Raw genomic sequence first — 21,610 nt, forward strand, 5'->3', positions numbered from 1 at the left:
TTAAGGGTAGTAACCACACTTGTTAGTACCAGTACTGTCCAGCTCCAATCAGCCATAAATCTGCCACCTAACTACTTTTTTAAGGCTTTTTGCGATAAAACGTACCCTATTTTACGTATATAGAATATAGAGGTGAAAAAATGGAAGAAACAGAAATTATTGACGGTAAGGTATACATCAGACGCCAAGATGGTCGCATCATGATCCTAGAAGATCCAGAAGATGTCGAGATGTTCAAGCACTTTCCAATTTGGTTTGAAGATTTTAATGACTAAAGGCACCCTAAACGGGCGCCTTTTTTTAATAATTATCACTTTGCTTAGATTAGCTTTTATCTTTGGCTTGTTCTTTTTGCTCAGCAACAATTTTATCATAAAGCACCGCAATCTTATGGATATTCTCCCAGCCGGTGTTGGCAAGGTCAGGTTTCCGGTAGTAATCATTCACGGTGGTGACGGGTACCCCAGATCGTCGGGCAATTTCCGCATTGGTGAGAACATGTCCGGTCATCAACGTTTTGAGCTTGTCAAGATCGGTCATCGCACTGATTCCGTTTTCGGCGTACCAGAATTTCCGGTCAGCAGCATTATCTCGAATTGTTGCCAATTCGTGAAAGTGATCGTAGATGCGGGCTAGGATGAACACTCGATACCATGCGGCTTTCGCTAAGTCCGTGCGGCCTTTTGCATAGTCGTGCAAAGTCGGACCTGACATGCCACTAAACCGGCTGATGGGCCCGTATTCTTTGGGAAACTCTTTAAATAATTGACGAGCTTTATCCAAATCGGTCATGGCATAGGTCTCCTTTGCTTGAATTTCTTCCGGTTTCGGCCACAGTTTGTCTTTCAGAGCTTCACGTGCCGCGATTGCTTCGGCCATTGTTCCGTGAGTTGATGAATATTGTTTACCCTTATAAATCATCACCACCCGGTAACGGATAGAATTACGGTTGTGAACCACGTGTATATATTTTTCACCAGAAGTGTTGTTGCGAGGCTTTCGATCGTTTAACTGGGCATAACGGGTGCCCGGAACGATTTCGAGTTGCCTTTTATTGTAGTCCTTGAACCGTGCGCCAGCCATTTGGCTCTTGACGTGTCCACAACTAGTCGTGATCCCAGTTAGCAAATTGGAGTCACTTGCTTTGGTTTGGCGCCCACAATCACACTGGCATAACCACATTTCGTGACCATGGCCGTCTTGCTTTCCAGTGTCTCTAAGCACTGTAAGATGACCAAATATCCGCCCCGTCAAGTCCTTTTCATACAGATCGGTTTGAGGTTCATAATTGGGTCGATATTTGGCACGGAGCTCCTCTCGTTGTTTAAGCGCATCTTTTAAGTACCGATGAGCGGTTACATGATTCTTGCGGTCATAGTACATTCGGGTCACATACACGACATGCCCATAGTCATCAACACGCCGATAGACGTTTTCAAACTCAGTTTTTAAGTAACGATAGTGTGTAGCAGTCATTTAGAACCCTCTCCGTTCAATGGCTTTTGTTCCCGATATTCAGCATAATCCGGCCAATACTTACTCCGAATTTTTTCCCGAGCGACCAACGCGTCAGCCAGGTTTGTACGGGTTGCTGTATGCTTCTCACCATGATAGCCCACGTAAATCAAATACCGAGTGGCACCAGTACGTGTTTTCTTGATTGAAATATTTCGGTACCCACTTTTATTGTCGTCGCGCTTGCGATCCCCGATCATAGCAAGCTTGCTCCCAATAGGAGCGGCTTTACGCTTGGAAGTTAACTCAACAACGTGTTTTTTAGCATTGGCTGAGAGCACATGTCCACAACTGATGGTAAGGCCTCTGATCAGTGCACTCCCGATGACATGGATCTGTTTGCCGCAATCGCATTGACATAGCCATTTAACCCTGATTTGATTCGAGTCGTTGGGATCTTGATAGCGAGTACCATCATCTTTTAATACCGTGAGATGGCCAAATTGCCGACCGGCTAAATCGTTAATCGCGATATGCCCACAACTGTGCGTACGTCCATTCAGAAGATTTTTAGACTCAACGTGAACCCGCTTACCACAATCGCACTGACACAACCACATGATTGTCCCGTCATTTGCACGCTTGCCATCATCTCTGATCACGGTCAAATGGCCAAAAGTTTTTCCGGTTAAATCTTTCCTGCGTGACACATTATCCCCGCTTTCGAATGCTAAAAATATTTTTGCTTAAATCATTTAAGTAAGCTTGATCGACTTCATCAACAACCATTGCCTCAGCATCGATTAACTTTGGTTCGGAGTGGTCATTTAAATCCAGGTCATCTTGATTGGTTGGAAAATCCTCCATAGCATCGCTTAAATCATTAAGTACATCATATCGCGTAATATCTTGATCTGGCAGCATGTTAACTGCAAAACGTACAGTTTCTTCGCTTGGCAAAGTAATCTCCGCTACTACTGATTCGTAATCACCCATATCTTCGATCGATACAAACGCATCTATATTCAAATCAGCTAATGTTTTGCTTAGTAGCAATTTTGCTTCTTCGGTTGTCATGTCGGTATCCTCCTCTAGCTTGATGATACTGTCAAAAATTTTTCCAGGAGTCTGGTTCAAAACCTGTGCAATCGCCGCATAAACCCGGGGATTGATTGCAAGTGCATCTTTGTCGCTCGACCGCTGTAAAGTCGTTGGAGCAACCCCAGTTTCCTTAGCAATCTGATAACGGTTTAAGTTTTTCTTTTCCAAATACGTATCTAATAATTTATCCATGGTGATATGCCTCCTTTAGGCAGTCAGCTCGTCGCGAATCTCGTCAATAGTTTCTTCCAAGTCACCATAGTAACCAATGGCGTCGTCAATTGATTCTGGCCACAATACCCAAAGTGCCTGATCTTCATCGAAAGTTAACATTCCGTATTTTTCGTTGTCTTGGTTTACTTCGTATTCTTTACTGTTGTTTTTTACAAATTCGATATTTTTCATTTTAATGATCTCCCTTTTCTTTATCCTTTATCTCTTAACACCTATTATAATATACGATACGTGTATGAATGTCAACACGAATCGTGTATTAATTTAAAAATATGTACAAAAAAAGACGCCCACCCTCGATTAAGAGAGTGGACGCTTATATATGTACTCCTTCTTGCCACCACAGCAAGAAAGGAGGCGAGATAAATGGCTGATATAGGGAACCACCCCTGACAACCAATATCATCTGTAAACAATCTAATGTTACCATCTTTTGTCTAATTCTTCAATCGGCAGGTATTGTCAAGTTGGCAATTAAAGAAGACTATATGTTATTATTAATTCGGCGGTTAATCTGTGCCTAACCAGCATGTGCGTGAAGATTAGCCGTACTTCCTTGATAAGGAGGTGCAATCAATATCACCTGTAAACAACTTAAAGGTTTCTTGGCCAAATTTGCTATTACATTCTTAACCGAACTTGCAGTAGCACTGTTGATTCACTGGCTATTTAACCTTTAGACCAGAAGGAGCGCTTTCGAGTGCTCCTTTTCTGTACCTTAAATATAACACATGCTAGTTTTATAAAGCTAGTTTCTGCCCTTATTTAGTTTTCTTGACATACTTTTTGTAGGCTGTGCAGTAAAAACCATTTGCCAGTTTGAGTACCCAAGTGCCATCAACGTGGATCACTTTGGTAACGTCAAATGGGGTTCCTTTTGGCCAGCGGTTAGTTGGCTTATGAACCCGTTTGACGACTTTAGTTCGCTTCAAGTCTCGATATAAATAGGTAGATTTGACAACTTCGATCGCTTTAAGATTTGGTAGCTCATAGTACGCATTCTTGACGAAATATCGGTTAGCCGTGATGTATGTCCCATTTGCCAGTTCGAAGTATGGTACTGGGACAGAATCGCCGCTAAAGTGCAGTCTAGCAATGTCCACAGCTGTCCCAGCCACCAGTTTGCGGCCACGGCTTGCCTTGCTGCCAAGCTGATTATTCTTGTGCTGATAGATCGTCTCCTTGACGATGATCCGCTTCGGATTATACGTGTAGTAGTAGTCATCGACATTATCTTTGGTCAACTTGGGATTGGGCTTCTTCTTGGCGTACTTGGTTGCACCGGTGTACTGGCCACCATAATCTAACGAGCCATCCACATGCAACCCTTGCCAATCGTCCGTGTACTGCCAAGATTTGGCACCCGAAACGCCACTTGACGCTGAACCATAAGATGCTGGCCAACCGCCAAGTTTAAAGCTGGTGCCGATTTTAATTCTACCTGCCCAATACCAACTTGCTGGGAAGTAAATATCGAAGTTGTGAAAGCCATAGCGACGGAGTGCGGTATAGAAAAGCGCCGCGTCAGCACTCACTTGTGTTCTCAGTGATGGATCTTCGGCGTCTAAAACCATGATGGTATCTTTACCACAGCCCCAAGCTTTGGCCGTGTTTGCCATGAGATGAGCCTCAGTGGCCGGATCGCCAGTTCCGTAGCGAGTTGAGTTAAAAGTGCCGTAGTGATATAGAGCCACTTTTAGACCAACTGTTTTGGCAGCTTTGACTTGTGCCTGTCCGCGCTGGTTGACATATGGTGTACCGCCATAGCCACCTTGCGAAGTCTTGACGACCACGCCACGGGAACCATGAGCTTTGAGTGTTCGATAGAAAGATACTAGAGCAGATTGGTAGCTGGCGACGTCATTAAAGTAGCGAGCCATTATGCTCACTTCCCTTCTTTAGTCAGCGAAATCTGGCCATTGTCGGCTACTGTTAGCTGATAAGCTTGACCACCAATCTCGACATAGTCCGCATTATCAAGATGAACTGGATAGTTTTTTGGATCAACTGTATCAGCAGCTTGAGTAACGGCTGCCAGTGCCTGCTTTTGTGCTGGAGTGTCTGAGAGCTTCGCTTTGGTCTTGTTCTTGCCATAGACCAGCTGATATGCTTCTTCGACGTACTTTGAAGCTTCTTCTTGCGAGATGTCGACATTGGCATTTTTGGCAGCATCAATAATGTCGGTCACCGCTTTGGATTTCTGTTCATTTCCAGGCATTGGAATAGCTTCAACAGCCGTAACCGCGGTTTGTGCAAACGATTTGAGTTGGGCGATAATTTCGTTGTCGGTCTTGGTCTTGGTGTGATCAGCAACCACTTGGGCTAAGTCTAAACCCTTCTTAAAGACAGCTAGCGCTATGACTAGAAAAATAACGATGGTACCAGTATCGACTCCATCTAAAATGTGACTCCATGACATGATAGTTCCCCCTTACTTGGTTGGGTTGATGGTAACGGTCTGCTTAGCCGGATCGACTACTTTAGCAGGATCAGGCTGGGTAGATGATCCAGCTGATTTGGTGGCTGTATCAGTTGCCGGTACATCGCCGGCCACCGTTTTGATGAGTGCCGCCACGTCGTCCTTAAACATCGCTGGAACTTCTTCGATCTTCTTACCGCCGTCAATGACGTTAGCGGCAAACAATAGTACAGGCGTTGAATAATTTTTATTTAACATTCTTGTTATCCTCCAATTTTCCATAGCGTGAACGATACATATCGTTTTCGTTCCGCAAAGCTGTATTCGATTCTCTTAAATTTCGATTTTCTTCATTCAAAAGTTTGAGCTTATCCTCATACTGGCGGGCCATGATGTCCTTATCAGCTTGAAGGTCTTCAAAATCTTGTTTTAGAGAATCGTATTTATCTTTCATATTTTTCATCGCGTCTTCAGAGTTTTGCTTAACTTGCTGAATAATAAATTGTTCCCATTTTTTACGGTCTAAATCACCATCACGTTTGTCCTTATTGTGCGCATGGATCACTCCCCAAATAGTAGTGGTAATCATTCCAATTGCCCCTAAGAGCGTGACGATATCACTAGTGTGTATGATAATAGTCACCCCTTATCGCAGTACCAATTAGTAACGCCAAAGCTAATCCCGCAAAGACCCAAGTTAAATTAAACCTGAAGTCAAAAAGGCCTCGCCACATAAACGCAACTGATAAAGCACCATACAGAGGAGCAATCATTATCAGACCAACATTCCGACACGTACGTGAATCCCAGAATACCCCGACTAATAAAACAACCCCAGAAACTACCAATAAACCCGCGAACCACCAGTCATCTGCGAACTGAAGTGCCTCGTGTTCAAATCCAATAGGTGGAGGCGGTGGCGTGACTCGTGGATCGTCCAAATATCCTAAATGAAAAAAAACATAAATTCCTGCCAGGAGCGTAAACACACCAAAGCAAAAGTGTGCGTAATATTCTCCGACTGTTTTTAACATCTGTTCCACCCCTTTCTCCCCAATTTTGTCCAAAATAAAAGCACCTAGCTATTTAGTAGCGGGCGCTTGGTAATCTTTGCCAGTGATCTGTTTGTACTGGTCAGGCGTGATAAAACCATATTGCGTATACCACTCAATATTTGGAGTCAGGTAGCCTAACCCATAGAAAAATGAAATTGTTTCAAAATCCATTTTGATAGCCTCCTAGTTAGTTGCATCTGTGCTCTTAGCGGCTGCTTGCAGTTGCGCCAGTTGACCACCAATTTTGGCCATTGCCTTATCGGCTTCGTCAACCGTTACTTTTAGCTGTGCTTGGGCACCACCAATTTTAGCAGCCACTTGAACGGACTGGTCCAGCTGTTTAAGCACCTGAGTGTGCGGATCATAAGTTACTTCGGCGTCTGGATCATCCACACACAGCATTTGTGGCTTGCCGTCCAGACCTAAAATCTGCTTCCCACTATCATCTATGGCCGGCGTTTGCTTCATCTTGACCATCTTCCAGCCGATATACTCGTCCGCCCCATAGGACACTGGATCTAATGCGTACACGGCATAGCCGGCCGGCTTGTCAGCTGGTGCGGTTGCGTAAATTGTTTTCATGTTTGACAATCTCCTTTGCTTTTTTGATCGGACAGTTGGGTTTCACATACTTATGATAGAAGCCATATGAGTTGGTGTGCTTTAGCCAGCCCCAGTAGCTAATCATACTGGCCGCATCATGATACGTTAGGTGGTTTTTACGCCCAACTTTAGCGGCCTTCCGACGAATCCGGAGAGCTAACTTACGGCGTAAAGTGACATGGTCGCGGTAAAACCGATAGCCCAGAAAGTCAATCGGACGACTGCCAACTCGAAAAAGCTGCCAGTTAGGCTTGATGACTAGTCCTTCAGCTTTGAGATAGGCATCCATCTGGTCACGGGCTCGGTGTAACTTCTTTTTGTTACCGCTCAGCATGACTAAGTCGTCCATATATCTAACATAGTGTGGAACCCGCCAATCATTTTTTACCTTATGATCAAAGTCCTCCAGATAAAAGTTAGCCAGCCATTGCGAAGTATACAAGCCCAGCGGCAATCCCGGTGAGTATGAGTCAATAATCACCCCCAACAGTCGTAAAACTTGCGGATCTTTAAAACGGTGTTGCAGTTTTAGTTTCAGAATGTCTGTGTTGATTGAAGCGTAAAAGTGGTGAATATCCATCTTGAGACAATACTTGGTACGTTTGGGGTCGTTCTGTAACCACTTCGGGATCACTTTGCGCCCCTGAGCCATCCCACGACCGGGAACGGTGGCTAGGTTGTACTCATACATACTTTTTAAAAAGATTGGCTGCAGCACCAACATAATCGACCAGTGAATAATTTGGTCCGGAAAAAACGGGGTTGTGGTGATTTGCCGGTCTTTGTCCCGTTCATGGGTCGTCCATGTTTTGACTTTGGCCGGCTTGAATGCACCCGACAGCAATAAATACTGGATCTGCTGAATCGTTTCTTCTTCATGGTTGAGCCTTCGGCTCACCGACTTTCGGTGCCGTTTCCCAATGGCTGCTTGGTGCAGTGCTAACTTAATGGTTTCCGGATCCGCAATATCATGAATCAAATTACCATAGCGTTTCAATCAATCACTTCCTTCTGAATTTAAATGACTTATTAACCTCAAGAACTTTCAATTTGCTTACTAGCCCCTGCTTTGTAGCGGCGAATTTTTACCAAGCGGTACGGAGTCGTTGATGCATTACTTGTGTTTGCCATGCTTCAGTTAATATGGAGGCGAGAGCCGACATTGGAGTTCGCGTTAGTCGAAGAGTTGTTGCCGTTCCAGTACCAAAGACCGGAGTTGCCAGCGTTCCAATTCCAGCTGCCTGCATCAGCAATCCCAAAAGTCCTGGGGGAGAGATCCCCCAGTCCCCCTTACAAAGCCTTCTTAATGAGGCGAGAGCCGACATCGGAGCTCGCGGTAGTCGAAGAGCCGTTGCCGTCCCAGCACCAAAGACCGGAGTTGCCAGCGCCCCAATCCCAGCTGCCACCAGTGTCGACCACATAGTTACCACTGCCATTAACGTAGCAATAATCATGATAGTAAGTGTTGTATTGGTCGTTGTTAGAGGAAGCAGGAGCCTCAACACTTGGATGATCTTTATCAAATCCAAGACCGGTAATATTTGAATTCCCAGAAGTCATTGATTGTAATGAATAATTGAGCATGTAATAGGGGCTTGTGAACACGTCTGACGCATACTTGGTTGCGTCATCACACGAGTATAGAGACAAGTTACTAATGTTTAAGCCGTCTGTCCACATTGCCAAGTTGCCATAAAGATTCTCAATCCCACGGTAAGCCATTGGTGTGGAACCGCTGGTTACAAATCCAGATGACCCTTTCACATTGTCAGTAGTTCCGGTGTTTATTAAGGAGCTACCACTGTCGTTACCTTCCATAATTGACTGAGAATCAAGAGTAGCGAATTCAATCGTGAACAGAACTTGCAAGGCGTCTAGTGTATGCACGTCCCACAAGTGATAGCCCTTCTTACCATCTGTGTTATTAGCAACCGCTGAACTTCTTAGCTGAACAATGGTTTGGTTAGTCGTTGGCTCAACTCCAGTTTTTGACTGTAATTTGCCTGAAATAACCGATCCTTCATATCGGGAAACGTCAACATAGTCTAGCTCTTTTTTATCGTCAAAATCATAGAAACAGTTTGGGAGATACCAGTCATCGCCTTGCTTAACCAATGAAACTTGCCAAGTGCTTAATGGTTTATTTTTGTCTTGGGTTTTACGGATATAGAATTTCGGTACCCGGACAAACGCATTACCATACGAATCGGTGACGGTTTTATCCATCAACCCCCACGGGCCGCGAGTATCAAAGTCGTTTTGAGTGCCATTGATGCCAGCTTTTAGTCCCACCGCAGCATCGGTCCGCTGTAAGGCCCCAGATGAGGAGCCATCCCAACTAACGCCGTAAATGTTACCGTCTACGGTTGGCAATGGGTCACTGACCGTAAAGTAGTCGCTTGACCCGACTGCATTTTCAGCATTAACGCGGAACAAGTAATCGCTTCCGGCTTCAATGCCATCAGTAACCGTCCCAGTAAGGCTATCAGGATTTAATGCGACTTTCGTCCAGTCCGTGCCACCTTGCTTTTGATACTCCAGGCTGTATCCGGTGATTTCAGAGCCACCATCACTTTCTGGTGCCGTGACCGTGTAGTCAAAGCCTTTTTTGCCAGCGTTGTACTCAACTGTCAGTGACGGGATTCCCGGTACTGTGCCGGTCCACACGGTAATCACATCAGTAAAGTCACTGGAACCCACCGCGTTTTGGGCCGCCGCTTTAAAGTCATACGTCTTCGTAATGTCAACGCCAGTGAGCTGGCCGGTTAAGGCATCCGGTTTAACAATGACCGTTGTCCAGTCATCCACGCTATGATCTTTCCACAGCAAATTGTACTGTATGATGTCACTGAGACCGTCCTTCTCAGGTGCAGTCAGTGTATAGTCAAAGGCTTTGCTAGTTGCGTTGTACGTAACTGCCAGCTTTGGAATTCCGGGCGTCTTCGCTGTTGGAATCAATTTCCATATGGTTGTGGTACCGTTATAAGTGAAGTTCCACATCGCCCCGTCTGGACCGATCCCGTAGCCGGTAACTAAGCCGTCAAAATCGCAGAAATATTCTCCAATAAGTGAATAACCAGTTGGATTATTTTTAGCGTTAATGTCAACTAAGAGCTTGCCGGTATCTTTGGTGCCGATAATCGCTTTAAGTTTGGCGTCCGTGTCATCAGCGGCCGCAATCACCAGCTTAGCCGTGCCATCGGCCGCCGTCAGGATTGGCGTTTGGTACTTGCTCATGTCCGGCTTGGGTATCGTGGATATCTTACCGTCGACATAGGCAGTCGTAACGTAGTCCTTTAAGGCTGCTGTCAAATCTGCGTGGGACACTACTCCAGCAGGATCAACCTTCAAAGTAACGTTGGCAGAGGTCCCCACGATAGCAAAGAGGTCGATTGAGTACGTAGAACTGTTTGAAGTCTTGTGCATATAAACCGGGTCTTGTAGCGCACATTCGGCGTATAAGACTTCGTCGCCATCAGCTGGTTTGGCATATAAGCCAATCGTCAAGAGCTGATAGTCTGTATCGATATCAGATTTGTTGAAAACAACCGGAATTTTAACAGAACTTTGATCGCCATCAATCGCATCAACCTCAGTCACGGTAACGGTTTGCTGCTTGTTATCTAAGTCAGTCAATTGAGCCGCTTGAGCGGCAGTATCACCAAAGTGATTTGTGGAGCTAGACACCGCTTTGGTAAAGTCGATTTGAATCTTGCCAGCTAGTGCTTGTGTTGCAAGTGATTGGCCTTGTGCGGTAAATTGAAAATTAAGTGAAGCAGTTTGTGTAGGCATTATGCTCCCCCTTTCATATTTGCTTCATCATGCTCAGTTGTCAGCGCAGTACCGCTGACCGTCGCATGATTATAGGTGTTTACGGACTCATCAAAGAATCCATTCATGTAAAATTGATCGTGCTCATCGGTTTGCGCAAAGCCAGTTAGATAAATATGGCCAGTCGCTGTTTTGATAAACTCAACATTGGCAATTCGAATCCCGGCAGCAACCGATTCCTGCAAGCGATCGAACAGTAGCTGTTCTTTGCGGGTATCATTGATATAGTCACCGGGAATGTTAGTTATTTCGATGGCATCAGGTTCCTTAGAATCGGTGTCATACATCGGATTAACGTTAATTTCTGTATATTTGGCATCTAATGATTCGGCCACCAATTTAATCAAACTGTTGTAGGTACCATCGGTAATTCGTTGAAGACGCTTGGTTTTGATCATGAAGCGGTAAAAAGCATCGTCAGCACCATTTCGATAGACGTTGTGGTCTTCACCGTAGTAGTCCAAAGCTTTGCCTTGAGCGTTATCGATGTCACGCCAGGAGTTGATGGTACTTAGTAGCTGTTCAACATCAACCATGGAATCCGCAAAGAAACTCAATAACTTGGCGTTATTCGAATCCTCGGCATATGCTAAAGAAACTGGCAGTTCATTAAGCAACGTATCGAGGTCATAAGGCGGTTGATAATCACTCACTGACGGTCACCTCCACATCACTATCCTCAGCAATTGCTGCGGTTTCGAATTGATCCAGTTGAATATCATCCGTACCCATCTTGGCTTTATCGCGGCCCATGGTAACGGACACGTATTCGACACCAGCAACGTTGTAGATTGCTTGATAGAGCTTGGTAAAGACAATCTGATCACCCATGATGAGTGAGCTTAGATAGTCCTTGATGGCCGCTAAGATATTGGCTGGGCCATCAGCCGGATTAAACTCGTCGCTAGTCTTAATCGTTATCGTGACATAGATCGGTACGACCGTTGCCGCATCAAAAAAGACATCATGCGTATGTTCGCTGATGTCTTTTGCTGTTACTTTGATTTTGCCAACGGTCTGAATACCGGCGGCGATGTTGTCCAAGATTGCCTGACCTAAATCTTGCTGAGCCCCACCTTGAATGTAGAAATGTAATGACTTGGGTGGATTCCCATATGAGTCCGTGTCCATCGTCAGGTTTGGCACAATCTGGACTTGTTGGACTCCCGGCTGGGCGTACAAGGCAGTGTACAAACCCATCAATGTTGGCCCCGGTTGAGCTTCCATCGATAAGTGGATTCGTTGCCGATAAGTATCATCGGTCTCTAAATCGGTACCACCGCCAGCTGGATCCGGATTGGTGACACTGGTCACTTGGTCGGACTGTTCAATTTGGACGGTGATCGTGTTCGCCGCCACGTTGCCACTGGGACCAGTTTCGACTGCTTGCGCTTCACCAGATCCGTTTCCTTTATCATCAAGGGTTACATCATCTAAAAGCTGAAACTCAATGTCGTCCGCGGTGCCAAATAGTGATCCATCTTGGTCACTAGCAATCGTATAGCCTGGCGTTCCGGTGAACTGTAAAGTGACTGTGGCTGCCGTGGCTGGTGAGCGAGCAACGCTGTAATTATTCCCTAGTTGGTCAAGTGACGTTCCAGAAGCCTGATCAATGTAGTTGCTCAAGTAAGTGTCTTGAACGTCCTGATACATAGTGACTTGCAGCCAACAAATGGTGCGGATCCACATTCCTAGTACGGAATTGGCGTCAGTCTGCACATCATCACCAAATAGTTGTTTCGCTTTGGTGGTCATCTGATCCAACAATTGCGGGTAGCTGGGGACGCTAAAACCAGTATTATCTAATGGCACTATCCCTCACCTCCTTGAGCTTGGACATTAACAGTCGGTTGGATATTGGTTCCATTGACTGTTTGCAAATCCAGTTGAATCTGGATATTTCGGTTTTCGTCTGGATCGCCAATCTCAACCTTGTTCACTTGGACGATATCGCTCACTTGAGTTGCAATTGCATCTTCAATATCGGTTTCCAGATAGTCTTTTTTGACGTTTTTCCCATAGATATTCTCGTCATCCAAACCAACTTCGGTATCCGGATCAAATTCGCTAAGCCGTGTTCGCAGGGTTGTGCAAACGCGCTGGTAAATCTCATCGTCGTCAGTTAGCTGTTGGACGTCACCGTTTTCAAAAATCACATCAAGATCACTGTTTAAACTAAGATCTTTACTCATTCCAACACCCCCACAACCACGGCATCGTTGATATCGTGCATTCGGTCAGAAGATTTTTGGAATGAGCCACCGGTAAAGTTGTCTAAATCACGATTGTTAAAGACGATAAAGACCGTGGCCCCTGGCTTGATTGTTGGTCGTGGAGAGATTGTTTTCATAGCATCTTGACCTTTGCTGATAATTTCCGCTCGTAGTTCATCCACCGCATAGCACGGATACAAGACTGGACATTCGTTGATGATGCGGGCTTCATCGCGGCCACCAACATCATCAACCAGCGGTTGTACGTCAGCCGTGTGAGACCCTTTGTTATAGCGGACAATCTTCGCGAACTCCCCAACGTTTGTTTCATACTTTGTCTTGTTTTGAACTTTCGACATAAGTTCATGAAAAGTATCTTCAATTGTTTGGCTCATACATACACCTCCATCGTGGTAGTAAAAGAACTGTCATCACACGCATGGACACCGGACTTAACCCGAAAAGTTCCACTCAAAAACCGGTCCTGCACAGTAACCACAGAACCGGTTGAAATTTGATATCTTAAAAGGGAAACAACTTCCCATGTTGCGTGCTTAGCTTCAGCATTTTCCTGATCAGTCGTTGGATAGGCGGTTAGCCCAGTCCCACCATGCGAGCCTTTCAGCTTCGTGGTGATCAAGATGTGCTCTTTGTGGCCCATTGCTTTGGACAGGTCATCGATATACACACCGCCACGACGCATAAAGACCTGACTACCACACTGTTTGGCAATCTTTTGGATACAAGATAAGGGCTTACCAGAAACGGTATAGCCCTTTTTATAGACATGATTCTTTTTGAGATAAACCTTAGTCAGCTTAATGCCGGCATCACTCGCTACTCGACGGATAATTGTTTCAGCTGATGATCCCTTAGCAAACGACATGGCCGAATGTTTCTTGATCTTAGGTAGTTTTGCTGCTGCTTTCTTGCCTAAAACTTTGACTTCATGTGCGCGCTCTTTATCTAATTTGTCATTGGCTTCTTGGACCGAGCTCTTAGCCGTTTGATACTCGTCTCCTTCACGATAAGTAAAGGAAAACGTATTATTGGTACCATCGGACGTCATCGGTGATGTGTGACGAATTGCTCCACTAGACAGCAAGCCAACTCCGTCCTGGGCGTAGCCGGCATAAACTTCCACCTTGCAGCCTGGTTCAAACAGTTTGCGATGCTTAGCCGCTAAGTTCATCAGTGTGACTGAACAGGTTGCCGGCGTCGCTGAATCACTAAAAGGAATATTGAACGAGATCCCCATTGATTTAGTTTCGGTCTGCGCGTACTCAAATGTTACTTTGCCAGACTTAGCATAGAGAATGACTCGAACTCGGCGGCCATAAAGATATTTAGTCATCATAACCACCTTCCACATCACCATCAATAGGTAATTGACCATTCTCAATGTCTTCAGGATCAACGGTATCTTCATAAAGGAAGACAGTTTCCATAAACTCGTCGATCCCGCAGTAAGTGGCCTGACCACTTTCGTCCATCGGGATTAAGTTGGTATCTGGCAAGCGTTCATCATAGATATTGTTAAACAGCGCTTGATTGAGCACTAATTTCTCACCAGTCACAATTGCATTATTATCGGCATCGGCAATCGAACAGGTAAAGAAGTTGCCCTCATCGTTGTAGTCAAAAGACAGCTCATAGGTGTCGCCGTCTAAGTCGTACTCAAAAGTTTCGGGCAAATCGTCAACGTCAACGGGTACATAATTTCTAACGGACATCTAATCACTTCTTTCGCAGTTGTTTATTAATCTTCTTAATAATGCTGGAGTTATCACCAGCCAGATGCTTATAGCTATATCCAGTCGATCCTTTAGACTTGGCTTGATAAACCCCTGAGCTTACTTGGATCCGCTTGCCAACCTTCATGGCTTTCTTGGCCGAACCATTCCACTTTTCCAATTGTTTGACAGAAACACCCTGTTTCTTAGCAACTGAGGCATAGGTCATGCCTTTCTTGACCTTGATCTTCTTAGCACCGACATAATGGCCTTTAGCGCCCTTTTTGCCTTTCGAATTAGTTGATGATTTGACTTTGGCTTTGTAAGCAAATTGGAAAGTCATTGAGATTTGTACCATATCAGAATATGGGTGCCCCAACGTCTTAGTTAATCCGGTCATAAACAGATGCTTGTAGTAGATGTGTTGCATCTTCATATCAGCCGTGTCTGTATAGTCAGATTTGTAAACCAATTCTGTACCAGCGAACTGCCACTTGAGCAAGTCACGGTATTGCTGTTGAGTTGACTTCTTTGGCAAGCCGGAATTAGAAACCCCAGTCTCACTCGCGGTCGCCTTACTCCATAGTTTCTTGCCAGCTGATTGACCATATAAAAATCCAGTTACCGTGATCGTCTTACCAGAACGGCGGACGTGATCGACAACTGGATCATCTTGATCAATTGGATAAGTGGTCGCATCGGACTCGTTATCCTCATCTTCAGTTTGAGCAAATAAAAAGACCGTTAATCCGGTCATTGAATTGGTTGCATGAATATTGGCATGTGGCGCCATGAACCTCTCGGCGTTTTGCTGACGTTGCTTGGCTATTCGTGAAAGAGCTTGTTTATGGCGCTTTTGCTTAAGCTTATTCAGCTTGGTAGTTGCACTATTTAGCTTTTCCTGAGCTTTTTTACGTTTAGCGGCAGCGTTTTTATAGGATGCGGTTGCTCGGAGTTTCTTTTGACTAGCCTGCGCGACGTCGTGCTGTTTCTGCCAAGAAGCTAGATTAGCCTGCTCCTGCTTGGTTAGCTTGCGGGGCTTCTTACGTTTAACCCATTTCTTAGTCGTTTTCTTGTTTTTATCCTTACCACCAGCTTTATCAACTTTCCAGTAGTAATCCTGGCTCTTTTTAAGAGTTGAGATATCGGCTGAGGTATCTTTGATGGTGGCAGTGTAATTTTTGTCTTTGGACAACGCTTGCGCTTGCGATTTGGAGTATTTATTCCGTTGAGCTTTAGCTTTGGCCAGCGCGTCCTTTTCCTTTTTCCATTGTTTGGTATAAACAGTCATCTGCTCACCTCCTAATATTCAGCGTTATCTAGTTCGTTATCAAACAGACTGCGTAAGATATCGCGAACTTGCTTGCCAACTGCTTTACCAGCTTTACGGCCGCCGGCTTCGGTATCGGCTTTAACGTTGACTTTCAGATTAATAGTGACCGGTGACCGCTTAGCAGTGGCCACTCCAGCCATATTCTTAGTTTGCTTGTTGGAGTAAACCTTGACTGGCTGGTCAAAACGGGCTAATTCCGGCCCATTCTCACCAACGAGAACGGATTGGCCGACGGCTGGTCGGCCACCTTTGGCATAGCCTAAAGCAGCCGCTACTTTTTTCGCACCGTTGACATGTTGGGCGGTATAACCACCGCGCTCCCAACCAGTTGAGAACCGTGATGCTAATGAAGCAACCGATCCATGTCCGCGCAAAATACTTCGTAACAGCGAACTATCAGATCCGTCACCTTCCAGTGCGTATTCCAATTGAGCGGCAGCTGAATGCCAGTTTTTACCATGACGATGGGCAAAGTTGATTAAGCTGGTCTTCCGACCGCCTAACCACTGTCCAAGCCCACTGGCACCACCGCCAGGATTGATGGCTGCTGGATTCAAACCGGATTCAAACTCCCAGTTACCTAAAACCGCCGCAATCCCGGCATCAGTAGCAGATGGATACAACTGCTTGATCGCCTTGGCTAAAGTCCGAGCACGACTAGCTAAACCACCTGATAAGCCAAACCCACTCAGATCACCAAAACTATCTTGTAAGTTTTTGCCAACCCACTTGATTTGACTAGCAAATTGCTTAGAAACGAGCTTGTCTAAGCCTGACTTCTTATCTGACTTGTTGCTCTTAGGCGTGCCATTATCATGACCGTGCATTTTCGTAACATCGTACCAACCATGGGTATTAGAACCGCCGTGATCCCATAGGGAACCATGAGCAACCCCAATATGAACGTGGGAACCACTCCCAGCACCATTTAGAGCACCTAGAGTTGCAATCCGCTGACCAGTCTTGACAATATCGCCTTTGGAAACTTTGATATTGTTCATGCCACCAAATTCTTGGTAGATTTCCTGCCAGCCATCGTCAGAAGCCACCGTGATGACGTCACCTAAAGCAGATTTACCCCAAACCGGATTACCGACACGGGTAACTTTCCCACCATGGACAGCGAGGATTGATGAGCCCATCGGCCCAGAAAAATCAACACCATCATGGCTACCAAAGGAACGAGATGCACCAAAGCCGTTAGTCTCAGCCAATCCTGGTGTATGGCGCCAATTGCCACCGGCGCCAGAGCCGCCACTACTCATGGCATTTGATAATGCGCCCCAAGCAGCACCACTCCACTTGTCACCAAGTGAGTTTGCAGCCCTTTTGGCTAAGCTATCTGAAGCCTTCTGCATAGCTGCACCACTTGGATCAATCTTGCTGAGAAAGTCTTTTGAAAACTCTTTAGCTGGATGGGCATCATTAGCTTTAATTAGTTTCTTTAAAGCGCTATGACCAGTTCCTTTAGCAAAGTGCGGTAATAATCCAGCGTTTTGAGCATCAGCAACATCATGACCATTAACCACCTCATCGCCCTTTCGAAGCGGGGTAATTACGTCGTGACCCTGTGGCATCAGCATGTGATTACCACGAATGACAAGCTCCTGATGTGGGCCAGTCTTGGAATCATTGACCACTGCTACTTGGTCATGGTCAAGTGGTCCAGTTCCAGTAGCATACTTCGCCAGTTTTAAAGTAGATTTGTTACCGCCAAACTGGCTGAAGACACCATTTAACGAGCTAAACCCTTTGTTCAATTGACCAATTGCATTGGACATTGCGCCATGAGCGTAGTTATCCATATGCCCCATGGCAGAACCAAAATCACTCGCGGTATCTTGAGCTTTACCAACGACTTGTTTATGCATTTGTGCCATTTGGTCATTGGCACCCTTTTGCATATCATCAAAGTCGCCAACGGTATTTCGTTGAAGCTCTTGAGTAAGTTTCTTAGTGTCGCCACGAATATCACGGAATTTACTATTTGATTGCCGATTTAACTGGTTAACTTGAACCATTGAATGCTTTTGGAGATCATCATAGTTCCCGACGGTATCCTTTTGCATCTTCTGGGTTTCTTTGGAAGTATCACCGTGAATTTCTTGCCATTTCTTGCCAGCATCTTTGCCAAACTTATTGAGTTTAGACTTGGATTGCTTGGTTGCCATGTCATAGCCACCAACGACATCATTACCAATGCGGCGCATAGACTTTCGCGTCTCATTTTCAGTTCCTGACAAGTCAACACCGCCGATATTGGCGCTGACACGAGTCTTAGCCTTCTTTGGCTTGGTAGTTCCTTTAGCATAGCCTTGAAGCGTAATGCCGCGGCCTAAGCCACCATTGAGTAACTTACGGGTATCTTTAGCGTTGATAACATGCCAACCAGCCTGAAGATGTTCAACCGATGGCCCGTTGGTACCCAGTAGCCGATACTGACCGGTGCGGGCGTTGTAAGCCATCTCAACACCATTTTCACCAACAACTGCCGCCCCAGTATGACTGATAGGACCGCCTGTGGCATGACCGCTAAAGACATTCCCTGGCAATTTCGGCTTCGACGGCTTTGTTGCACCCGGTGCACGAGATCCTTTATCTAGGTTCCTTAAAACTGTATTCTGACGCTGCAATCCCGATGATGTAGATTGTGTTAAATCGCTTGATTTAAACTGCTTTGAGACCGACTGCAATCCAGCCTTGACGTTAGAAGTGATGAGAGCAGGAATGCTGCTACCAATGTACTTGGCGGCAGTACTAAATGCATTGGCCGCTTCACCAGCTTCTTTTTTGGCTGCTGCAACCACTCTAAGACGTTGCTTTTCAGCCCAAGAAACCGTATCCGTGTATTGTGAGTGAGCTTTACTGATTGTGCTGGAGCGTTGCTTTTCAGCGTTATTGATAATCGAAGCTCGTTGGCTGGCACTGATACCCTTAACTTTCTTAGCAGCCGAAACTTCTTTGTTATAGCGTGCATTGGCATAACTGACGGTTGAACTGTATGTCTTACGTGCATCTTTGACTGTTTCGTCATAAGCCCGGCGGCTCGACGTAATTACGTGAGCGTATTGCTGAGTGGTTAGATGAGTCGTTTGCCGATTCATGCTCCGCAACAAAGCCTTTTGTTTTTGTGTTCCTTGATCAGTTAGGCTGAGTATTTGTCGATTAACTCGTGAGATGGCAGCAACTCGTTTTGATCCGCCATCCTTATCGGTTCGAACTAATTGATCGATATTCTTACGAAGGTTAGCTAATCGGTCTTGAATACCAGATTTCTCTTTGTTATAGGAACTCTGAGCCTGATTAGCGCTTAGTAAGCCCTCTTTTTGCAGGTAATTGTAATTTTTCTTATCGGTGCTTAATCGTTTGTTAGCATAACTAGCAGCAGCGCTATACAAAGAGTCGTACGTCTGCTTGACCTTTTTTGATGCTTTACCAGTCGAGTTAGCCCATTCAGCATTAGCGTTTTGTTCAAGCTTAGTGACCCGTTTAATATAACCTTGAGTTGCACCATCGACATTAGCCATGGCCATTGAACTATCGGCACGGCTTGCTGAAGTTGCTTGATAAGCAGAATGTCTTGCTGATTCTCTGCCATTTTGTGAGGTCAGATGTCGTGGATCAAAACTCCAACCAACGTTCGGAATAAAGGTTGAACCTTTATCAACACCGTGTTTGGGATTATCAGACCATTTTTGGTTTTGCTTAACGACTTTTTCGGAAGCGTCCCCAATATACTTGGAGATTGAACCACCAATTTGAGCACCGATTCCAGCACCGGCTGGACCGCCGAGATACATACCGATTCCAGCACCTAAGAGCTGACCTCCACCTTGTAAAGCGGAGTGCATCCCAGAATCACTATTAATGCCTTTCGACATGACGTTGACAGCGTTTTGACCGAATTGAATACCTTGACTAGCAAGTTCAAAATACCCATAACCCTTGGCCATGGATTTACCTACATTCAAAGCGGAACCCAGTCGAGAAGTTGGCACCGCACTTGCTGCCGAGGCCGCGTTGATGCCAGTGCCTTTGACTGGAGCACCTTTACCACTAAAGCCTAGATTAAATAGGTTGGAACCCAGGTTGGTAGCCTTCAAGACACCAACCGCGCTGACAAGCTTACCAGCACCCAGTAACAGTGGCCCAGCAGCCGCTGTCGCCAGCGTTAAATATGACACCAGTGACTTAATCGGCTTTGGTAAATCGCTGAATTTAGCACCAATATCCGCTGCTTTTTCCAAAATAGATTGTGCAGCAGGCAAGAGTGTCTTAGACATCTCAACCCCAATTGCCGTAGCAGTTTCTTTGAAGCGTCGCCATTGGTTTTGAGCCGTCTGCATGTTCTTACCGGAGAGTTGGGCGATATAGCCGCCACCCTTCATATTTTGAGCACGATCAACCTGATTATTTAATGACTTGAGTTGGCTGACATTCTTGCCCAAAATAGTGGCCGTCGTCATCCCAGTTTGGCCGAACAACGCACCATAGACAGACGTTCGAGCTGTACCATTCAAGCCCTTCTTGTCCATCGTGCTATTTAATTTCTGGAAAATATCTTGCAGGCTTAGTAGGTTGCCCTTGGCATCTTTGAAGTCGTCGGCTGTTAGTCCCAACTGCTTCATGGCCGTGACATACTTACCTTTAACCGGGGGATTAGTTAACCGACTTAAAACCTGCCGTAATCCAGTTCCGGCAACGCTGGCTTCTTGGCCATTGTTACTTAAGATACCTAACGCTGAAGCGGTTTCAGAAAGTGACTGATTAGCGCCATGAGCAATCGAGCCAACGTATTGCAAGCCGTTACCCATGCCTTTGAAGTCAGTCGCCGTCAAATCGGCAGCGTAGGCCATCTGGTTTACGGCTTCCTTGGTATTCTTCGTCATAGTAGCCGTGTTATTTGAACGGAGGCCAAAGGCTTCAATAGCCGCCGTGGCATTGTGAACAACATCGGAATATTCATCGCCAGAAGCGATTGAACCCTGTAAGAAGGTCTTTTGAGCGGCTAGAGCTTGATTTGATGTGTAACCACGTCTAATCAGTTCTTCATATCCAGATGAGATTTGCTTTTGGGCAACGCCATACTTCTCTGAATATTTAGTACCATCGTTTTGCATTCGGTTAACATTGCGTTGAGCTTCAGCCATCCGCTCACCACCGTAGTGAGCCAAGTTGGTAATGGTCTTGTACTGGTTCTGAAGTTCCATTGCCTTTTTGGACGAATAAGCAAAGCCGGCGCCGATTCCAAGGGAAACTACCGAAGCCGCACGGCCAACACTTTGCATTGAATTGCCTAACCGTTGCATATGCTGAGCAGATTCTTTGACTCGTTGCACATGCTGGCTGTAGCTTGTCCCAACTTTTTTACTCAGCTGATCAGAGCGGTTTAACTCGGTATTGCCCTTTTGGAGCTGTTGGTTAACTTTTTCTTGAGCATTATTTTGTTGATCAACTTCATGAGTAACTTTGCTCTCATTGTTAGCGGTTTGACCCGCTTTACGCGCTTTTTCCTCTTGCTGACGAATTGATTTGTCAGTAAGTGCTTCAGCCCGATGCAATTCGCTGGTATCAACCTTCCAAGCCAGTTCGATATATGATTTTCGTGAATCAGCCATCAATTAACCTCCCTT

22 protein-coding genes are annotated in these 21,610 nt (G+C 45.6%); 1 reads left to right on the forward strand and 21 read right to left on the reverse strand.

The window, feature by feature from the left end:
• Positions 1-140: 140 nt before the first annotated feature.
• A complete protein-coding gene (locus FD12_RS14280) occupies positions 141-275 on the forward strand; it encodes a hypothetical protein (RefSeq protein WP_263862403.1) in 135 nt (44 codons plus the stop codon).
• A 49-nt stretch (positions 276-324) separates the two neighbouring features.
• Here FD12_RS14280 and FD12_RS02555 read toward each other — a convergent pair whose 3' ends face one another.
• The 21 genes from FD12_RS02555 to FD12_RS02650 form a co-directional block, all read right to left on the reverse strand.
• On the reverse strand, positions 325-1,476 hold the full coding sequence (locus tag FD12_RS02555) for a hypothetical protein (RefSeq protein ID WP_054749067.1): 1,152 nt from the start codon (positions 1,474-1,476) through the stop codon (positions 325-327).
• Positions 1,473-2,165, reverse strand: a complete 693-nt coding sequence (locus FD12_RS02560; protein ID WP_056981515.1) for a hypothetical protein — start codon at positions 2,163-2,165, stop codon at positions 1,473-1,475. Before FD12_RS02560 ends, FD12_RS02555 begins: the two co-directional genes overlap by 4 nt.
• A gap of 1 nt (position 2,166) precedes the next feature.
• A complete protein-coding gene (locus tag FD12_RS02565; RefSeq protein WP_054749069.1) occupies positions 2,167-2,748 on the reverse strand; it encodes a hypothetical protein in 582 nt (193 codons plus the stop codon).
• Between the two features lie 15 nt (positions 2,749-2,763).
• Positions 2,764-2,961 carry a hypothetical protein gene (locus FD12_RS02570; protein WP_056981518.1) on the reverse strand — a complete coding sequence of 66 codons (198 nt, stop codon included), beginning with the start codon at positions 2,959-2,961 and terminating at the stop codon, positions 2,764-2,766.
• Positions 2,962-3,551: 590 nt separating this feature from the next.
• Positions 3,552-4,670: a DUF5776 domain-containing protein gene (locus tag FD12_RS02575; protein WP_054749070.1), complete on the reverse strand. Its 1,119-nt coding sequence runs from the start codon at positions 4,668-4,670 to the stop codon at positions 3,552-3,554.
• 5 nt (positions 4,671-4,675) lie between these two features.
• The gene (locus FD12_RS02580; RefSeq protein WP_054749071.1) at positions 4,676-5,209 is read right to left on the reverse strand and encodes a phage holin, LLH family; all 534 of its coding nucleotides are present in this window, start codon (positions 5,207-5,209) and stop codon (positions 4,676-4,678) included.
• 12 nt (positions 5,210-5,221) lie between these two features.
• Positions 5,222-5,467: a hypothetical protein gene (locus tag FD12_RS02585; RefSeq protein WP_054749072.1), complete on the reverse strand. Its 246-nt coding sequence runs from the start codon at positions 5,465-5,467 to the stop codon at positions 5,222-5,224.
• On the reverse strand, positions 5,457-5,798 hold the full coding sequence (locus FD12_RS02590; protein WP_054749073.1) for a hypothetical protein: 342 nt from the start codon (positions 5,796-5,798) through the stop codon (positions 5,457-5,459). Before FD12_RS02590 ends, FD12_RS02585 begins: the two co-directional genes overlap by 11 nt.
• A gap of 31 nt (positions 5,799-5,829) precedes the next feature.
• On the reverse strand, positions 5,830-6,243 hold the full coding sequence (locus FD12_RS02595; protein ID WP_225427264.1) for a hypothetical protein: 414 nt from the start codon (positions 6,241-6,243) through the stop codon (positions 5,830-5,832).
• Positions 6,244-6,291: 48 nt separating this feature from the next.
• Positions 6,292-6,435, reverse strand: coding sequence for an XkdX family protein (locus tag FD12_RS13475; protein WP_082617996.1), 144 nt, complete (start codon positions 6,433-6,435; stop codon positions 6,292-6,294).
• Positions 6,436-6,447: 12 nt separating this feature from the next.
• Complete coding sequence (locus FD12_RS02600; protein ID WP_054749074.1) at positions 6,448-6,846, reverse strand: hypothetical protein; 399 nt, start codon at positions 6,844-6,846, stop codon at positions 6,448-6,450.
• Positions 6,815-7,864: an RNA-directed DNA polymerase gene (locus FD12_RS02605; RefSeq protein ID WP_056981520.1), complete on the reverse strand. Its 1,050-nt coding sequence runs from the start codon at positions 7,862-7,864 to the stop codon at positions 6,815-6,817. Before FD12_RS02605 ends, FD12_RS02600 begins: the two co-directional genes overlap by 32 nt.
• A 293-nt stretch (positions 7,865-8,157) precedes the next feature.
• Complete coding sequence (locus tag FD12_RS02610) at positions 8,158-10,659, reverse strand: fibronectin type III domain-containing protein (RefSeq protein ID WP_056981522.1); 2,502 nt, start codon at positions 10,657-10,659, stop codon at positions 8,158-8,160.
• On the reverse strand, positions 10,659-11,351 hold the full coding sequence (locus FD12_RS02615; protein ID WP_054747940.1) for a hypothetical protein: 693 nt from the start codon (positions 11,349-11,351) through the stop codon (positions 10,659-10,661). Before FD12_RS02615 ends, FD12_RS02610 begins: the two co-directional genes overlap by 1 nt.
• Positions 11,344-12,510, reverse strand: a complete 1,167-nt coding sequence (locus FD12_RS02620) for a baseplate J/gp47 family protein (RefSeq protein ID WP_056981525.1) — start codon at positions 12,508-12,510, stop codon at positions 11,344-11,346. The genes FD12_RS02615 and FD12_RS02620 overlap by 8 nt, the downstream gene beginning before the upstream one ends.
• Complete coding sequence (locus FD12_RS02625; RefSeq protein ID WP_056981527.1) at positions 12,510-12,890, reverse strand: hypothetical protein; 381 nt, start codon at positions 12,888-12,890, stop codon at positions 12,510-12,512. Before FD12_RS02625 ends, FD12_RS02620 begins: the two co-directional genes overlap by 1 nt.
• Positions 12,887-13,306: a Gp138 family membrane-puncturing spike protein gene (locus tag FD12_RS02630; RefSeq protein ID WP_054747951.1), complete on the reverse strand. Its 420-nt coding sequence runs from the start codon at positions 13,304-13,306 to the stop codon at positions 12,887-12,889. The genes FD12_RS02625 and FD12_RS02630 overlap by 4 nt, the downstream gene beginning before the upstream one ends.
• Positions 13,303-14,268 carry a phage protein gene (locus FD12_RS02635; protein ID WP_056981529.1) on the reverse strand — a complete coding sequence of 322 codons (966 nt, stop codon included), beginning with the start codon at positions 14,266-14,268 and terminating at the stop codon, positions 13,303-13,305. Before FD12_RS02635 ends, FD12_RS02630 begins: the two co-directional genes overlap by 4 nt.
• Positions 14,258-14,644 (reverse strand): phage baseplate plug family protein, encoded by a 387-nt coding sequence (locus FD12_RS02640; RefSeq protein WP_056981532.1) that lies wholly within the window; start codon positions 14,642-14,644, stop codon positions 14,258-14,260. The genes FD12_RS02635 and FD12_RS02640 overlap by 11 nt, the downstream gene beginning before the upstream one ends.
• A 4-nt stretch (positions 14,645-14,648) precedes the next feature.
• Positions 14,649-15,935: a LysM peptidoglycan-binding domain-containing protein gene (locus FD12_RS02645; RefSeq protein WP_056981533.1), complete on the reverse strand. Its 1,287-nt coding sequence runs from the start codon at positions 15,933-15,935 to the stop codon at positions 14,649-14,651.
• Between the two features lie 11 nt (positions 15,936-15,946).
• Positions 15,947-21,595: a phage tail tape measure protein gene (locus FD12_RS02650; RefSeq protein WP_056981535.1), complete on the reverse strand. Its 5,649-nt coding sequence runs from the start codon at positions 21,593-21,595 to the stop codon at positions 15,947-15,949.
• Between the last annotated feature and the right edge of the window lie 15 nt (positions 21,596-21,610).

The sequence above is a fragment of the Lentilactobacillus rapi DSM 19907 = JCM 15042 genome (assembly GCF_001436255.1).
GTDB lineage: Bacteria > Bacillota > Bacilli > Lactobacillales > Lactobacillaceae > Lentilactobacillus > Lentilactobacillus rapi.

Bases quoted from the DNA above. Each gene is read 5' to 3' on its own strand.
- FD12_RS14280 (WP_263862403.1), top strand. From the start codon at position 141: ATGGAAGAAACAGAAATTATTGACGGTAAGGTATACATCAGACGCCAA.
- FD12_RS02555 (WP_054749067.1), bottom strand. From the start codon at position 1,476: ATGACTGCTACACACTATCGTTACTTAAAAACTGAGTTTGAAAACGTC.
- FD12_RS02565 (WP_054749069.1), bottom strand. From the start codon at position 2,748: ATGGATAAATTATTAGATACGTATTTGGAAAAGAAAAACTTAAACCGT.
- FD12_RS02570 (WP_056981518.1), bottom strand. From the start codon at position 2,961: ATGAAAAATATCGAATTTGTAAAAAACAACAGTAAAGAATACGAAGTA.
- FD12_RS02575 (WP_054749070.1), bottom strand. From the start codon at position 4,670: ATGGCTCGCTACTTTAATGACGTCGCCAGCTACCAATCTGCTCTAGTA.
- FD12_RS02580 (WP_054749071.1), bottom strand. From the start codon at position 5,209: ATGTCATGGAGTCACATTTTAGATGGAGTCGATACTGGTACCATCGTT.
- FD12_RS02585 (WP_054749072.1), bottom strand. From the start codon at position 5,467: ATGTTAAATAAAAATTATTCAACGCCTGTACTATTGTTTGCCGCTAAC.
- FD12_RS02590 (WP_054749073.1), bottom strand. From the start codon at position 5,798: ATGATTACCACTACTATTTGGGGAGTGATCCATGCGCACAATAAGGAC.
- FD12_RS02595 (WP_225427264.1), bottom strand. From the start codon at position 6,243: ATGTTAAAAACAGTCGGAGAATATTACGCACACTTTTGCTTTGGTGTG.
- FD12_RS13475 (WP_082617996.1), bottom strand. From the start codon at position 6,435: ATGGATTTTGAAACAATTTCATTTTTCTATGGGTTAGGCTACCTGACT.
- FD12_RS02600 (WP_054749074.1), bottom strand. From the start codon at position 6,846: ATGAAAACAATTTACGCAACCGCACCAGCTGACAAGCCGGCCGGCTAT.
- FD12_RS02610 (WP_056981522.1), bottom strand. From the start codon at position 10,659: ATGCCTACACAAACTGCTTCACTTAATTTTCAATTTACCGCACAAGGC.
- FD12_RS02625 (WP_056981527.1), bottom strand. From the start codon at position 12,890: ATGAGTAAAGATCTTAGTTTAAACAGTGATCTTGATGTGATTTTTGAA.
- FD12_RS02630 (WP_054747951.1), bottom strand. From the start codon at position 13,306: ATGAGCCAAACAATTGAAGATACTTTTCATGAACTTATGTCGAAAGTT.
- FD12_RS02635 (WP_056981529.1), bottom strand. From the start codon at position 14,268: ATGATGACTAAATATCTTTATGGCCGCCGAGTTCGAGTCATTCTCTAT.
- FD12_RS02640 (WP_056981532.1), bottom strand. From the start codon at position 14,644: ATGTCCGTTAGAAATTATGTACCCGTTGACGTTGACGATTTGCCCGAA.
- FD12_RS02645 (WP_056981533.1), bottom strand. From the start codon at position 15,935: ATGACTGTTTATACCAAACAATGGAAAAAGGAAAAGGACGCGCTGGCC.
- FD12_RS02650 (WP_056981535.1), bottom strand. From the start codon at position 21,595: ATGGCTGATTCACGAAAATCATATATCGAACTGGCTTGGAAGGTTGAT.